This window comes from Streptomyces sp. NPDC030893, assembly GCF_055571535.1.
This window is the reverse complement of sequence record NZ_JBVIFC010000011.1, coordinates 154,716-169,579: the sequence shown is the minus strand read 5'-3', so window position 1 is coordinate 169,579 and position 14,864 is coordinate 154,716. Positions and strand designations below refer to the sequence as shown.

The window sequence follows — 14,864 nt, the reverse complement described above, 5'->3', positions numbered from 1 at the left end:
GCTCGGAGGATCCTCCAAGGATGTGGGCGGGCGGGGGGCGGGGCCCGCCGCGGCAGCGTGCGGACGGTGCCGCAGGGCCCGCCCCGCCGTGTCACCCGCCGTCCGGGTCCGCCCGGTTGAGAGCGGACCGCGGGGCCGGGCCCGCCGTCATCAGATAGTCCGCGGCCGAGGTGTCCGTCACCAGGCTGGTGACCAGACCGGAGCGCAGTACGGCGTCGATCGCGGGCCCCTTGCGCTGTCCGCCGGCGATCGCGACGACCTCCGGCACCCGGCGCAGCTGGTCCGCCTTGACCGTGATGCACCGCTCCCCGAGGTCCCGGCCGACCCGGCGGCCCTCGGCGTCGAAGAGGTGCGCGGACATCTCCGCGGCGACACCGAGGGAGGCGTAGTGCGCCCGCTCCTCGTCGCTGAGCATGTCGTGCACCGTCGAGATGCCCGGCTCCCAGGAACCGATGGAGACACAGGCGACGGTGACCTTGTCGAAGTACTCGAAGGCCCGCGCGATCCCGGTCTGGTGGCGCAGCGCCTGAGCGGTGGCCGCGTCCGGCAGCAGCATCGGCGCGTAGATGGGGTGGGCGTCGCCGCCCGACACCTGCGCGGCGCGCCGCACGGCCTCCACCGAGCCGCGTTCGGCGGTCCCGGCGTCGTACACGCCCGTGAGCTGCACGACCGTGCAGGGCGGCAGCCGGTCCAGGGCCGCCGCCATGTGGATGGTGGACCGGCCCCAGGCCAGCCCCAGCACATCCCCTTCGTTGACCAGCTCGCCGAGCAGGTCGGCGGCCACCTCTCCCAGGTTCTCGGGGTCGGGTGTCTCCTCGGCCTCGGCCGGGGACTCGACCACGACGGCGTGCCTGAGGCCGTAGCGGGCGCGGAGCGCGTCGGAGCGCTCGGCGTCCAGTTCGGCCGGCACGCGGATCTCGATCCGCACGAGATCCCGTTCGAGGGCGGTCTCCAGGACCCGGGCCACCTTGAAGCGGCTGACGCCGAACTCCTCGGCGATCTGGATCTTGGATTTGCCCTCGAGGTAGAAGCGGCGGGCCATGGCCGCCGCCTGCACCAGCTCAGCGGGTCCCATCCGCATGGCTGACCGGCCCGCCGACATACCCGACACGGCGATCTCCTCACTGCTGTTCACACTCTGGATTCGCCGTTCATCCTTGCAGATCCGGCGCGGTCGATCAGCCCTGCCGGGCGCCGTTCACGTTCCTGACGCTCAGTGGTCGCATGCCCACGATGCCTTGGCCGTCGCGGCCTCCGCCTGGTTGCGCAGTGCACGTACCGCCTCGGCCGGGTCCGATGCCCCGTACACGGCGGAACCCGCGACGAAGACGTCGGCGCCGGCGTCCGCGCACCGCTCGATGGTGGAGGCCGAGACTCCGCCGTCGACCTGGAGCCAGAGCTCCAGACCGTGCCGGTCGATCAGCTCACGGGTGCGGCGGATCTTCGGCAGCATGATGTCGAGGAACGCCTGCCCACCGAAGCCGGGCTCAACCGTCATGATCAGCAGCATGTCGAGCTCGGGGAGCAGATCCTCGTACGGCTCGACGGGGGTGGCGGGCTTCAGCGCCATGGAGGCGCGGGCGCCCTTGGCGCGGATCTCGCGCGCGAGCCGTACGGGCGCGGCGGCGGCCTCGACGTGGAAGGTGACGGAACCGGCCCCCGCCTCCACGTACTGGGGCGCCCAGCGGTCCGGGGCCTCGATCATCAGATGGCAGTCCAGCGGCGTGTCCGTCGCGCGGGCCAGCGACTCCACGACCGGCACGCCGAGCGTGAGGTTGGGGACGAAATGGTTGTCCATGACGTCGACGTGGAGCCAGTCGGCTCCCTCGACCGCCTTCGCCTCGTCCGCGAGGCGGGCGAAGTCGGCGGACAGGATGCTGGGGTTGATCTGCGGGGCCATGGCCCAAGACTGCCATGCCCGCCGGGGGTTGCGTGCAGCGGTGCCGGTGCGCGGACCGACTCCCCGGGCGGCGGACGGTCCCCGTGACCGGCCCCGCCCCCACAGGCACCGCCGTGACACCCGCCGTCCCGGCCTCACAGCCCGCACAGGACACGGAACACGGAGCCTTCACCACCGGCCCGGACCACAGGTGCCGCGGACGGCGAAGCCCACAGAACCGGCGTCCGCAGCTCACGGCAGGCACGTTCACCGGCCCTGCCCCACCGAATACGGCACGACGCCGGACCACGCACGGACACCTGCCGCCCGCCCGAACCACCGGTGCCGCGGACGGCGAAGCCCACCGGGCAGGCGTCCGCAGCTCACGCCGGGCACGTTCACCGGTCCTGCCCCACCGAATACGGCACGACGCCGGACCACGCACGGACACCTGCCGCACGCCCGAACCACCGGTGCCGCGGACGGCGAAGCCCACCGGGCAGGCGTCCGCGGCTCACGGCAGGCACGTTCAGCGGCCCTACCCCAACGAATGCGGCACGACGCCGGGCCACGCACGGACACAGGTGTCGCGGGCCGCGAGGCCCACCGGGCCCGCGTCCGCGGCTCACGGCGGGCATGTTCATCGGCCCTGCCGCACCGGATGCGGCACGACGCCGGGCCGCGGACGGGCACACGGGCCGTCGTCCCGGTCACGGGCGGCCGGTCCGGCACCTGCGGATGCCCCCGGCGGCCTCCCCGTGCCCCGCACGGGCTCCCCCCGCCGCACCGGACCCGCCGAGGACGCGTCACCGGTGGCCGGACACACCCTCGGTGGGCGGCGGGAGCGGCCGGTCAGCCGGTGCGGCGGATGAGGGCCAGGTACATCGCGTCGGTGCCGTGCAGATGGGGCCACAGCTGTATGTCGGGGCCCTCACCGAGGTCCGGGACGCCGGGGAGCAGGGGGCGGGCGTCGATGAGGTCGGCCTCCGGGAACTGCTTGAGGAGGTCGGCGACCACGGCGCGGGTCTCGGCGAGGTGCGGCGAGCAGGTGGCGTAGCCGACGACACCGCCGGCGCGTACGGACTCCAGCGCGGTGCGCAGCAGCCCGCGCTGGAGGGGCGCGAAGCCGTCCAGGTCCTCCGGGCGGCGCCGCCAGCGTGCCTCGGGGCGGCGGCGCAGGGCGCCGAGGCCGGTGCACGGCACGTCGACCAGCACCCGGTCGAAGCTGCCGGGCCGCCACGGCGGGCGCGTCCCGTCGGCGGCGACCACCTGGTACGGGCCGGGGTTCCCGGCGAGCGCCTTGGCCACGAGTCCGGCCCGGTGCGGCTGTTTCTCGGAGGCGAGCAGCACGGCGCCGCGCTCGGCGGCGAGCGCCCCGAGCAGCGCGGCCTTCCCGCCGGGCCCGGCGCAGCCGTCCAGCCACATCCGGTCACGGCCCTCGACGGGGGCATTGGCGAGCGCGAGGGCGACCAGCTGGCTGCCCTCGTCCTGGACGCCGGCGCGGCCGTCGGCGACCGCCGTGATGGCGCCCGGTTCGCCGCCCTCCGCCAGCCGCACGGCGTGCGGCGACCAGCGGCCGGGGACGGCGGCGTCCTCGTCGAGCAGCTCGTCGGTGGTGGCCCGGCCGGGGCGGGCGACCAGGGTCACCTCGGGGCGTTCGTTGTCGGCCCGCAGCAGCTCCTCGATGCCGTCCCGTCCGCCGCCGAGGGAGTCCCACAGCGCGGAGACCACCCAGCGGGGGTGCGAGTGCACGACGGCGAGGTGGTCCTCGGGGTCCTCGTCGTACGGCGGGGCGACCCGCTCCAGCCAGCCGTCGAGGTCGTCCTGCGCGATCTTGCGCAGCACGGCGTTGACGAACTTGGCCCGCCCGTCGCCGAGCACCACCCGGGCCAGTTCGACGGACGCGGACACGGCGGCGTGCGTCGGGATCCGCGTCCCCAGCAGCTGGTGCGCGCCGAGGCTCAGCACGTCCAGCACCGGCGGGTCCACCTCGCGCAGCGGCCGGTCGACACAGGCCGCGATGACCGCGTCGTAGGTGCCCTGCCGGCGCAGGGTGCCGTACACCAGCTCGGTGGCGAGGGCCGCGTCCCTCGCGTCGAAGTCGTCGTCCTCGCGCGCCTTGCGCAGCAGCGGGGGCAGGACGAGGTTGGCGTAGGCGTCCCGCTCGTCCACGGCCCGCAGGGCCTCGAAGGCGAGGACGCGGACGGGGTCCTTCTTGGGCCGGCGGTAGGGCTTGGCGGGCTTGCGGGGCCGACGGGGCTGGTCGCTCACGAAAAAGGTGCTCCGGATGTGGGGTGAAGTGCGCGCTCCACCCTACGTCCTGGAGGTCCCGGGGGCGTCAGGCGCCGACGGTCTCCCCCGCACCGATGCGCACCCCGCGGGCCCAGTCCGCCGCCCGCATCGGCTTCTTGCCCTGAGCCTGCACCCACAGCAGCTCCACGGCGTACGAGGCGGTGCCCACGTACACGTTGTTCTTGCCGGCGGACAGCTGTCCGGGCGCGAGGCCGGTCAGGTCCGGTACGGGGACGGCCTGCACGATCTTCAGGCGCTCGCCCCGGAAGGTGGTCCAGGCGCCGGGCGCGGGAGTGCAGCCGCGCACCACGCGGTCGACGCGCAGCGCCGGGGTGTGCCAGTCGACGCGGGCGTCCTCGACGGTGACCTTGGGGGCGAGGCTGATGCCGTCGGCGGGCTGCGGCACGGCCTTCAGGGCGCCGTCCTCGATGCCGTCCATGGTCGCGGCGAGCAGGCCGGCGCCGGCGAAGGCGAGCCGGGTGAGCAGGTCGCCGCTGGTGTCGGTGGGGCGGATCTCCTCGGTGACGGTGCCGTAGACGGGCCCGGAGTCGAGGCCCTCCTCGATGAGGAAGGTGGCGGCGCCGGTGATCTCGTCGCCGGCCATGATGGCGTGCTGCACGGGTGCGGCGCCGCGCCAGGCGGGCAGCAGTGAGAAGTGCAGGTTGACCCAGCCCCGGGCGGGGATGTCGAGGGCGGCCCTCGGCAGGAGGGCGCCGTAGGCGACGACGGGGCAGCAGTCCGGCGCGATCTCCCTGAGCCGCTCCAGGAAGTCGGGGTCCCGGGGCTTGGCGGGCTTCAGCACCTCGATCCCGGCCTCCTCGGCACGGTCGGCGACGGGAGAGGCGACCAGCCTGCGTCCCCGCCCGGCGGGCGCGTCGGGCCGTGTGACGACGGCGGCCACCTCGTGCCGCCCGGAGGCGAGAAGAGCGTCCAGTGCGGGAACGGCGACCTCGGGGGTACCGGCGAAGACGAGCTTCATGGGGTGCGTGGGGCCTCTCGGGCGGGAACGGCTGGGCAGCGCACCAGTCTATGGTCCGGGCCCGCGCCCGCCTCACGGGGACGGCCGCCGGCGACGGGCAGCCCCACGGCAGACGCCCGCCTCCCGGCCCACCGGAAACGGGCGGTGCGCGAGCGGGAGAACACTCTGGGACCGAAGGCCGAGGCACACCCCCGCAGGGGCGTACGCATATGCCGCCGCGCCCCCTCCCCGTGACCAGCGGAGCGTCCACGCGTTGGTCAAGAAAGAGTTGACCTCGGGCCCGGCAACGGGCTCATTCCTTTCAACGCCGGTTCGAGAGGCTTGTTCATGGCCGACCACGCAACCCACGACGCCCAGGCTCGGGCCAGCCTGCACTTGCTGGTGCGGGACATCGAGCGGGTCCGGCGGCAGGTGGACGCACTGCGCACGCTCACCGCCCAGCTGGGCAACGTCTACCGCCCGCGCCGCTCCGGCCCCTCCACGGGCTTCGTCGTCTACGGACGTGCCCCCGCCCCGACGGTCCGTCTCGCCCAGGAGCTGCGGGACAGTGTCGAGACCCTGGTCACGGCGGCCGTGGACTTCGACCGCTCGCTCGGCTTCTCGTGGGACGCGGTGGGCTCCGCGCTCGGGGTCACCAAGCAGGCGGTGCACCGCCGCTACGGCGCCCGCCGCGCGGCCGACCGTACACCGGCCGCCTCCACCGCCGAGGCCGAGCGGACGCCGGAGTCGTCGGGCACCCGCACGGTCAACGTGGGCGCGGGCGTCTCCACCGTGCCCACGGTTCCCGCGGCGCGCTCCATGCCGACCCAGCCCACCGCCGGCAGCCCGTCCCTGCGCGAGGAGCCCCGACCCACGGTCTTCCCCGCCCCGCGCAACGGCTGACCCGCCCCTCCCGCCGCGCCCTCCCGGACGACCGCCCCGGGAGGGCGCGGCACGTCCACCCACCACGGCCCGGCCTGACCGGCCCGGCCCAGTCCGATCCGGCCGGTCAGCCGATGTCCAGCGGATCGATCCGGACCCACACGGGGTCATTCCCGCCCCGGGCCATGCGTGCCGCCTGGGCGGCCTTCAGGGCCGCGGCCAGCGCGGCGCCGTGGCCGGGCGGTACGCGGACCAGTGCCCGGTCCCAGTGCTCCCCGGGCGGGGGTGCGCCCGGGCGCCGTGGCCGGCCGGGCGCGGTGACCGGCAGCGGCACCGGGCCCAGGATCTCCGCCCGGGGCGGCAGGTCCACCGCGCGGAGGAACGCGGCCACCGCCTCGCCCGGCCCGGAGACCGCCGCCATCCGCGACACCGGCGGGAAGCCCAGTTCGCCCCGTTCCGCCAGCTCCCGCACCGCGTGCCCGACCGGGTCCCACCGCACCAGGGCCTGCACCGGCCGCAGCGTCGGCTCCGCGACCACCACCACCGTGCCGCCCGCCGGCTGGGGGCGCACCAGCGCCGCCGCGCCGATCCAGCGGCGCAACGCGTCCTCGTCGGAGCGCAGGTCGGGCCGGCCCAGCATGGCCCAGCCGTCCAGCAGCAGCGCCGCCGCGTACCCGCCCTCGGCCACCGGTTCCGCGCCCGGCGTGCTCACCACCAGCGCGGGCGTCCCCGGCACCGTGTCCAGGACGTGCTCGCGCCCCGAGGTCCGTACCGGAACCGCGGGGAAGGCCCGGCCCAGCTCCTCGGCGGTCCGCCGCGCCCCCACGACCTGGGCCCGCAGCCGGAACCCGCCGCACTCGGGACAGTGCCAGCCGCTCTCCTCACGCCCGCACCAACCGCACCGCAGATCGCCGGAGCCCTGGGCCTCCAGCGGCCCGGAGCAGTGCCGGCAGCGCGCCGGGGCCCGGCAGTGGGCGCACGCCATCCGCGGCACGTACCCCCTCCGGGGGACCTGCACCAGCACCGGTCCGTGCCGCAGGCCCTCCCGGACGGCCTGCCAGGCGAGCGTCGGCAGCCGCGCCGCGCGGGCGGCCTCGTCCCGGGCGAGATCCTGGTCGCCCACGGTCCGCACCAGCGGCGCGGCGGCCCGTACCCGTTCCCTCGTGGCGATCAGCGGACGGGCCCAGCCGGTGTCCACGAGCTGGGCGGCCTCCACGGTGCAGCTCCAGCCGCCCAGCAGGAAGGCGCACCGGTCCTGCGCGGCCCTCAGCAGCAGCACCTCACGGGCATGCGGCTGCGGGGCGTGCTGCTCGCTGTGGCTGTCGTCGCCGTCGTCCCAGACCGCGACCAGTCCGAGGTCCCGTACCGGCGCGAACATCGCCGCCCGCGTCCCGATGACGGCCCGGACGGATCCCCGCCGCACCGCGAGCCACTGGGCGTAGCGCTTCTCCGGTCCCGCGTCGGCGGTGAGGACCGCGTGCCGCCCCTCCCCCAGCAGCGCCGTGAGCGCGGCGTCGGCGCGGGTCACGGCCCGTCCGTCCGGCAGGACGGCCAGCGCGCCGCGCCCGGAGGCCAGGGTCGCCGCGACGGCCCGGGCCAGTTCCTCGCTCCACTGCGGGCCGGGCAGCGCGTTCCACACGGCGCGCGGGGCGCCTCCGGAGGCCAGTGACTCCAGGAACGCCGGCCCCTGCTCGTACCGCTCCCAGGAGCCGGGTACGGGCGCCGGCGGCGGGGGCAGCGGCGCGGGCGAGGGACGCTGCTCGGCGCGGGCGTTGCGCGGCGGCACGGCGAGCTGGAGGACGTCGGCGAGGCTGCCCGCGTACCGGTCGGCGACCGCGCGGGCGAGACCCAGCAGTTCCTCGTCGAGCACCCGCTCGGGCGAGACGACCTGGGCCAGCGCGGCCAGCGGCCCCGAGTAGTCGGATTCGGCGAGGCGCTCGACGAGGAACCCGTCGATCAGGCCGCCGCCCTCGCGGCGGCCCTCGCGGACCCGGTGCCGGCCGGCGCCGAACCGCACCCGCACCCGCACGCCCGGCTGCGCGTCGGCGTCCAGTTCCTCGGGCACCGCGTAGTCGAAGTAGCGGTCGAGGTGGAGCACGCCCTTGTCGACCAGGACCCGGGCGACGGGCAGGTCCTTGGCGAGCGCGGCGCCCCGCCAGGTGCGCGGTTTGGCCCGGGGGGCCTTGGCCTGGCGCACGCTCTCCCGGATGAGCGCGAGCTGCTCGGGCGGCGCGCCCTCCGCGCCGCCGTCCTGCCGTCCGTTCTCGCTGCTCACGCCTGCATTCTTACCAAACGCGACTGACAGCGGCGCCGGGCCCGGGATCGGCTCGGGTACCGGCCGAACGACCGAAGGGCGCCGCTGCCCCGGCCCGCTCGGCCCCACCGGGTCCGGGAACCGGCAGCGGGATCGGGACCTGCACCGCAAGCGCGGGGCCCATTCGCGCGGCGCGCACCGACGTTCACGGCGCTGCGTACGTGCCGAGGCCCGGCGGTCCCTCGTCGAGGGGCCGCCGGGCCTCGGGCGGACGCGGAGGCGGTGCCTACAGGCCCGCCGCCTTGCGCAGGGCGTCGACGCGGTCGGTGCGCTCCCAGGTGAAGTCGGGCAGCTCACGGCCGAAGTGGCCGTAGGCGGCGGTCTGGGCGTAGATCGGGCGCAGCAGGTCCAGGTCGCGGATGATGGCGGCCGGGCGGAGGTCGAAGACCTCGTCGATGGCCCGCTCGATCTTCTCGGTCTCGACCTTGGCCGTGCCGAACGTCTCCACGAACAGACCGACGGGCTCCGCCTTGCCGATCGCGTACGCCACCTGGACCTCGCAGCGCGCGGCCAGGCCGGCCGCCACCACGTTCTTGGCGACCCAGCGCATCGCGTACGCGGCCGAGCGGTCCACCTTGGAGGGGTCCTTGCCGGAGAAGGCGCCGCCGCCGTGGCGGGCCATGCCGCCGTAGGTGTCGATGATGATCTTCCGGCCGGTGAGACCGGCGTCGCCCATCGGGCCGCCGATCTCGAACCGGCCGGTGGGGTTGACCAGCAGCCGGTACTTCTCGGTGTCGAGCTTGATGCCGTCGTCGAGGAGCGCCTTCAGCTCCGGCTCCACGACGAACTCGCGGATGTCGGGGGCGAGCAGCGACTCCAGGTCGATGTCGGAGGCGTGCTGGGAGGAGACGACCACGGTGTCCAGACGGACCGCCTTGTCGCCGTCGTACTCGATGGTGACCTGGGTCTTGCCGTCCGGGCGCAGGTAGGGGATGGTCCCGTTCTTGCGCACGTCGGACAGGCGCTTGGACAGGCGGTGGGCGAGGAAGACGGGCAGCGGCATCAGCGTCGGCGTCTCGTCCGTCGCGTAGCCGAACATCAGGCCCTGGTCGCCGGCGCCCTGCCGGTCCAGCTCGTCCGTTTCCCCACCTGCGGCGGCACCCTCGACCCGGGACTCGTACGCCGTGTCGACGCCCTGTGCGATGTCCGGGGACTGCGCGCCGATCGACACCGAGACGCCGCAGGAAGCGCCGTCGAAGCCCTTCTTCGAGGAGTCGTAGCCGATCTCCAGGATCTTGTTGCGCACCAGCGTCGCGATGTCCGCGTACGCCTTGGTGGTGACCTCGCCGGCCACGTGCACCAGGCCGGTGGTGATCAAGGTCTCGACGGCGACCCGGGACGCCGGGTCCTCGCGGAGCAACGCGTCGAGGATGGTGTCGCTGATCTGGTCAGCGATCTTGTCGGGGTGACCCTCGGTCACGGACTCCGAGGTGAACAGACGACGGGACACAACGCTCCCTGGGGTTGCAGCGGCTGCTGGCTGATCATGGGCGGACGGCGGGGGCTGCACCCGGGCGCCGTCCGTCGGACAGTTTATCGGTCGCGCTCCGCCGCGGGTCCCCCTGTCTCGCCTACCGGAGTGCTGTGACCTGCGGCACGGGCATTCTCTCCGGGCCGGGCGAGGTTCGCCAGGGGTGCCACGCCCCGGTGTGGGGAGGTTTCGGCGGGCCGGAGGGAGAATCAACCACTCATCCGAGGCGTTCGGCCACCAGGTCCCAGACGGTTTCGGCCAGGGCCTCCTTGGGGCCGTGCGGGACGGGGGTCTCGCTGCCGTCGGCGCCCAGTACCACGGCCTCGCTCTCGTCCCGGCCGAAGGTCTTGTGCTCCCCCACCTCGTTGACCACGAGCAGATCGCAGCCCTTGCGCTTCAGCTTGGCGCGGCCGTTGGCGAGCACGTCGTCGGTCTCGGCGGCGAAGCCCACGATCACCTGTCCGGACCGCGCCCGGTCGCCGGAGATCTCGGCGAGGATGTCCGGATTCCGCACCAGGGTGACGGGCTCGGGCTCCTGGCCTTCCTTCTTCTTGATCTTCCCGGTGGCGTAGGCCGCCGGGCGGAAGTCGGCGACGGCCGCCGCCATGACGACCGCGTCCGCGTCGGGGGCGGCGCGCAGCACGGCCTCTCGGAGCTCCACCGCGGTCCCCACCGCGACGACGTCCACCCCCGCCGGGTCGGGCAGCGCGGCGTTGGCCGCGATCAGCGTGACGCGGGCGCCCCGGGCGGCGGCGGTGCGGGCGAGGGCGTACCCCTGCTTGCCGGAGGAGCGGTTGCCGAGGAAGCGGACGGGGTCGAGGGGCTCGCGGGTGCCTCCGGCGCTGATGACGACGTGGCGGCCCGTGAGGTCGGGGTCGGTGACGCCGCGGGCCAGTACCCGGCGGCAGACCTCGAAGATCTCACCCGGGTCGGGGAGCCGGCCCTTGCCGGTGTCGGCTCCGGTGAGACGGCCGACGGCCGGTTCGATGACGACGGCGCCCCGTGCGCGCAGCGTCGCCACGTTGTCCTGGGTGGCCGGGTGCTCCCACATCTCGGTGTGCATGGCGGGCGCGAAGACCACCGGGCAGCGGGCGGTGAGCAGGGTGTTGGTGAGCAGGTCGTCGGCCAGGCCGTGGGCCGCCCTGGCGAGCGTGTCGGCCGTGGCCGGGGCGACGACCACCAGGTCGGCCTGCTGTCCGATGCGGACGTGCGGCACCTCGTGGACGTCGTCCCAGACCTCGGTGGAGACCGGATGGCCGGAGAGGGCGGACCAGGTGGCGGCGCCGACGAAGTGCAGCGCGGAGGCGGTGGGGACGACCCGCACGTCGTGGCCCGACTCCGTCAGCCGCCTGAGCAGCTCACAGGCCTTGTACGCGGCGATGCCGCCACTGACCCCCAGAACGACCTTCGGCTTGTCCACCGTCTCTCCCCGGACCTCGGAAATGTTGCGATCAGCACCCATGAGACACCACAGGCCCGGCAACGTGCTGCCGGGCCTGTGGAAAAGTCAGCTGCGAACCGCTGATACGACGTACTGACCGGTTACTGGCCGGGGCCTTCGACGGCCTCGGAGGTCAGCAGTCCCGCGTTGATCTCACGCAGGGCGATCGAGAGCGGCTTCTCGTGGACGTGGGTGTCGACGAGGGGACCGACGTACTCGAGCAGGCCCTCGCCGAGCTGCGAGTAGTACGCGTTGATCTGGCGGGCCCGCTTGGCCGCGTAGATCACGAGGCTGTACTTCGAGTCCGTGGCCTCGAGGAGCTCGTCGATCGGCGGGTTGATGATGCCCTCGGGCGCGGAGATGGAAGAGGACACGCTCTACCTTCCGATGGATGGGAAAGATTCTGTCGGCCTGACCGGTGAGCGACTGCTCACGATCACACGACGTTCACCAAGGCTAGCAGCTCGCGGGCGACGTCCTGGACGGAGGTGTTGACCAGGGTGGTGTCGAACTCCGGCTCGGCGGCCAGTTCGGTCCTGGCGGCGGCGAGCCGGCGCTCGATGACCTCGGCCGACTCGGTGCCGCGGCCCGTGAGCCTGCGCACGAGCTCCTCCCAGGAGGGCGGAGCCAGGAACACCAGCTGGGCCTCGGCCATGGACTCGCGGACCTGCCGCGCACCCTGGAGGTCGATCTCCAGCAGCACGGGCACACCCGCCTCCAGGTGTTCCAGCACCGCCGCGCGGGGCGTGCCGTAGCGGTTGCCCGCGAACTCGGCCCACTCCAGCAGCTCGCCGTTGGCGATCAGCTTGTCCATCTCCTCGTCGGTGACGAAGAAGTAGTGGACTCCGTGCTGCTCACCGGGACGGGGCTTGCGGGTCGTCGCCGAGACGGAGAGCCAGACCTCGGGGTGTTCCTTGCGCATATGAGCGACGACCGTGCTCTTGCCGACCCCGGAGGGGCCGGAGAGCACGGTCAGCCGCGGACGTACGTCCGGGGGTACGGGGGACGTCCCCCGGGGTGTTGCAGCCATGCGGCGATTATTCCAGCAATCCCGGGGCGCCCGGGACGCCGGTCCCGGACTGCCCGGTACTCAGGAGCCGGTGCTGCCGAACTCGCGCTCCAGGGAGGCGATCTGGTTGGACCCGAGACCACGCACACGGCGGCTCTCGGAGATGCCCAGTCGCTCCATGATCTGCTTGGCACGGACCTTGCCCACGCCCGGCAGGGACTCGAGCAGGGCGGAGACCTTCATCTTGCCGATGACGTCGTTCTCCTGGCCCTGCTTGATGACCTCGTGCAGGGAGGCGCCGGAGTGCTTGAGTCGATTCTTGACCTCGGCCCGCTCCCGGCGAGCCGCGGCGGCCTTTTCGAGCGCGGCTGCGCGCTGTTCAGGGGTAAGGGGCGGAAGAGCCACGCCTACGTCACCTCGGATGTCGAACTGTCGGATACGGACCGGTGAGGAACCTAGTCGCCCCACACCTGGGAGCCACGGGCAACACGCTCGCCCGTTCACTCTCCGTCGGAGACTAGCGGCCAACTCCGCCGGAAGTCAGCGAGAACTGCGGAAAAGTCCAGGTCAGCCTCCGCCAGGTCGGACATTTCGGGGCAAAAAGTTGCGTAATCGAGGCTGTATTCAGAGTGCGACGACCACGCAATCTCCCGCCGGCCGCCCTCACCCCCGTGTCACGGCGGCCCGGATCTCCTCCGCGAACCGCTCCGCGGCGTCACGCAGAGCGACCGCGTCGGGACCGTGGCGCAACACTCCCCGGCTGACGTTCGGCACCACGTTGCGCACCGCGCCCCCGAACACCGCCGGGAGGTCGGCCGCCGTGGCCCCTTGCGCGCCGATGCCGGGGGCGAGGATCGGGCCGCCCATGTCCAGGTCGTAGGAGGACAGGTCGCCGAGCGTGGCGCCGACCACCGCGCCGAAGGACCCGAGCGGCTCCTCGCCGGCGTTCTCCAGGGCCAGGTGCCCGAGCATGGTCGCGCCGATGGTGCGCCCGTCGGCGCGGACCGCGTGCTGCACCTCGCCGCCCTCCGGATTGGACGTCAGCGCCAGCACGAACAGTCCGGTGCCGGTCTCGCGGGCCAGCGCGACGGCCGGGCTCAGCGAGCCGTAACCGAGGTACGGCGAGACGGTGAGCGCGTCGGAGAACAGAGGCGCGTCCTTGTGCAGGAAGGACTCGGCGTAGGCGGCCATGGTGGAGCCGATGTCACCGCGCTTGGCGTCCATGACGACCAGCGCCCCGGCCGCCCGCGCCTCCTGGACCGTCTTCTCCAGGACGGCGATGCCGCGCGAGCCGAAGCGCTCGAAGAAGGCGCTCTGCGGCTTGAGCACGGCGATCCGGTCGGCGACCGCCTCGACGACCGTGCGGCTGAACCGCTCCAGCCCCGTCACGCTGTCGCTCAGGCCCCACTCGGCGAGCAGGGAGGCATGCGGGTCGATGCCCACGCACAGCGGGCCCCGCTCGTCCATCGCGCGGCGCAGACGCGCGCCGAAGGGTTCCAGACCTGTCATGCCGTGGTCCTCACGTCGGCGCCCACCGCGTCGGCGAGCGTGGCGTAGGGGCTGGTGCGCAGCCGCGCGGCGAGCCCCTTGTGCATGGCGCGGCCCCAGAAGGGGCCCTTGTAGACGAACGCGCTGTAGCCCTGGACCAGCGTGGCACCGGCCAGGATGCGCTGCCAGGCGTCCTCGGCGTTCTCGATGCCGCCGACGCCGACCAGGGTGATCCGGTCGCCCACGCGTGCGTAGAGGCGGCGCAGCACGTCGAGGGAGCGCGTCTTCAGGGGGGCGCCGGACAGTCCGCCGGTCTCCTTGACGGCCGCGGGGTCGGAGGTCAGGCCGAGCCCCGCGCGGGCGATGGTGGTGTTGGTGGCGATGATGCCGTCCAGGCCGAGCTCGACGGCGAGGTCGGCGACCGCGTCGATGTCCTCGTCGGCGAGGTCGGGGGCGATCTTCACCAGCAGCGGCACCCGGCGGGCCGGGACGCCTCGGTCGGCGGCCTCGCGGACGGCGGCCAGCAGCGGGCGCAGCTGGTCCACGGCCTGGAGGTCGCGCAGTCCCGGGGTGTTCGGGGAGGAGACGTTGACGACCAGGTAGTCGGCGTACGGTGCCAGCCGCTCGGCGGACTTCACGTAGTCGGCGACGGCCTCGTCCTCGGGGACGGCCTTGGTCTTGCCGATGTTGACGCCGACGACCGTCCTGAAGACGGGGGTGCGGGAGGCCAGGCGTGCGGCGACGGCGAGCGAGCCGTCGTTGTTGAAGCCCATGCGGTTGATCAGCGCCCGGTCGCCGACCAGGCGGAACAGCCGCTGCTTGGGGTTGCCGGGCTGCGGCTCCCCGGTGACGGTGCCGATCTCGACGTGGTCGAAGCCGAGCATCGCCATGCCGTCGATGCCGACGGCGTTCTTGTCGAAGCCGGCGGCGAGCCCGAAGGGGCTGTGCAGGCGCAGCCCGAGGGCCTCGGTGCGCAGTTCCCTGTGGCGGGGCGCGAGCACGGCGGCGACGAAGGTGCGCAGGACGGGGACCCGCGCGACGCGGCGGATCCAGCCGAAGGCCAGGTGGTGGGCCCGCTCCGGGTCCATCCGCCGGAAGAGCAGAGTGAAGAGAATCTGGTACATGGTGTC

13 protein-coding genes are annotated in these 14,864 nt (G+C 73.8%); 1 reads left to right on the top strand and 12 read right to left on the bottom strand.

Features of this window, described 5'->3' with window-relative positions:
- Positions 1-91 precede the first annotated feature (91 nt).
- The 4 genes from ACZ434_RS21525 to fmt form a co-directional block, all read right to left on the bottom strand.
- Positions 92-1,135, bottom strand: coding sequence for a sugar-binding transcriptional regulator (locus tag ACZ434_RS21525; protein WP_468458138.1), 1,044 nt, complete (start codon positions 1,133-1,135; stop codon positions 92-94).
- Between the two features lie 78 nt (positions 1,136-1,213).
- A complete protein-coding gene (gene rpe / locus ACZ434_RS21520; protein ID WP_468458136.1) occupies positions 1,214-1,900 on the bottom strand; it encodes a ribulose-phosphate 3-epimerase in 687 nt (228 codons plus the stop codon).
- Positions 1,901-2,731: 831 nt separating this feature from the next.
- Positions 2,732-4,150 (bottom strand): RsmB/NOP family class I SAM-dependent RNA methyltransferase, encoded by a 1,419-nt coding sequence (locus ACZ434_RS21515; RefSeq protein ID WP_468458134.1) that lies wholly within the window; start codon positions 4,148-4,150, stop codon positions 2,732-2,734.
- Positions 4,151-4,217: 67 nt separating this feature from the next.
- Positions 4,218-5,150, bottom strand: coding sequence for a methionyl-tRNA formyltransferase (fmt, locus tag ACZ434_RS21510; RefSeq protein WP_468458132.1), 933 nt, complete (start codon positions 5,148-5,150; stop codon positions 4,218-4,220).
- Between the two features lie 327 nt (positions 5,151-5,477).
- Between fmt and ACZ434_RS21505 the strand changes: the two genes are divergently transcribed.
- Positions 5,478-6,032 (top strand): hypothetical protein, encoded by a 555-nt coding sequence (locus ACZ434_RS21505; protein WP_468458130.1) that lies wholly within the window; start codon positions 5,478-5,480, stop codon positions 6,030-6,032.
- A gap of 106 nt (positions 6,033-6,138) precedes the next feature.
- Here the strand turns inward: ACZ434_RS21505 and ACZ434_RS21500 are convergent, their stop codons facing one another.
- From ACZ434_RS21500 to ACZ434_RS21465, 8 genes are all read right to left on the bottom strand, one after another.
- The gene (locus ACZ434_RS21500; protein ID WP_468458128.1) at positions 6,139-8,286 is read right to left on the bottom strand and encodes a primosomal protein N'; all 2,148 of its coding nucleotides are present in this window, start codon (positions 8,284-8,286) and stop codon (positions 6,139-6,141) included.
- Between the two features lie 265 nt (positions 8,287-8,551).
- Positions 8,552-9,775: a methionine adenosyltransferase gene (metK, locus tag ACZ434_RS21495; RefSeq protein WP_468458126.1), complete on the bottom strand. Its 1,224-nt coding sequence runs from the start codon at positions 9,773-9,775 to the stop codon at positions 8,552-8,554.
- Between the two features lie 238 nt (positions 9,776-10,013).
- Entirely contained in the window at positions 10,014-11,216 is a 1,203-nt protein-coding gene (coaBC, locus tag ACZ434_RS21490) for a bifunctional phosphopantothenoylcysteine decarboxylase/phosphopantothenate--cysteine ligase CoaBC (protein ID WP_468458124.1), read from the bottom strand.
- Positions 11,217-11,338: 122 nt separating this feature from the next.
- The gene (gene rpoZ, locus ACZ434_RS21485; protein ID WP_004933985.1) at positions 11,339-11,611 is read right to left on the bottom strand and encodes a DNA-directed RNA polymerase subunit omega; all 273 of its coding nucleotides are present in this window, start codon (positions 11,609-11,611) and stop codon (positions 11,339-11,341) included.
- 62 nt (positions 11,612-11,673) lie between these two features.
- Complete coding sequence (gene gmk / locus ACZ434_RS21480; protein ID WP_468458122.1) at positions 11,674-12,267, bottom strand: guanylate kinase; 594 nt, start codon at positions 12,265-12,267, stop codon at positions 11,674-11,676.
- A 60-nt stretch (positions 12,268-12,327) separates the two neighbouring features.
- Positions 12,328-12,651 (bottom strand): integration host factor, encoded by a 324-nt coding sequence (locus ACZ434_RS21475; protein ID WP_003977346.1) that lies wholly within the window; start codon positions 12,649-12,651, stop codon positions 12,328-12,330.
- Positions 12,652-12,909: 258 nt separating this feature from the next.
- On the bottom strand, positions 12,910-13,755 hold the full coding sequence (gene pyrF / locus ACZ434_RS21470; RefSeq protein WP_468458120.1) for an orotidine-5'-phosphate decarboxylase: 846 nt from the start codon (positions 13,753-13,755) through the stop codon (positions 12,910-12,912).
- A complete protein-coding gene (locus ACZ434_RS21465; protein ID WP_468458118.1) occupies positions 13,752-14,858 on the bottom strand; it encodes a quinone-dependent dihydroorotate dehydrogenase in 1,107 nt (368 codons plus the stop codon). Before ACZ434_RS21465 ends, pyrF begins: the two co-directional genes overlap by 4 nt.
- Between the last annotated feature and the right edge of the window lie 6 nt (positions 14,859-14,864).

Excerpts from the sequence above, each read along its gene's own strand:
- ACZ434_RS21505 (WP_468458130.1), top strand. The coding sequence starts at position 5,478 with ATGGCCGACCACGCAACCCACGACGCCCAGGCTCGGGCCAGCCTGCAC.
- rpe (WP_468458136.1), bottom strand. The coding sequence starts at position 1,900 with ATGGCCCCGCAGATCAACCCCAGCATCCTGTCCGCCGACTTCGCCCGC.
- pyrF (WP_468458120.1), bottom strand. The coding sequence starts at position 13,755 with ATGACAGGTCTGGAACCCTTCGGCGCGCGTCTGCGCCGCGCGATGGAC.
- ACZ434_RS21465 (WP_468458118.1), bottom strand. The coding sequence starts at position 14,858 with ATGTACCAGATTCTCTTCACTCTGCTCTTCCGGCGGATGGACCCGGAG.
- gmk (WP_468458122.1), bottom strand. The coding sequence starts at position 12,267 with ATGGCTGCAACACCCCGGGGGACGTCCCCCGTACCCCCGGACGTACGT.
- fmt (WP_468458132.1), bottom strand. The coding sequence starts at position 5,150 with ATGAAGCTCGTCTTCGCCGGTACCCCCGAGGTCGCCGTTCCCGCACTG.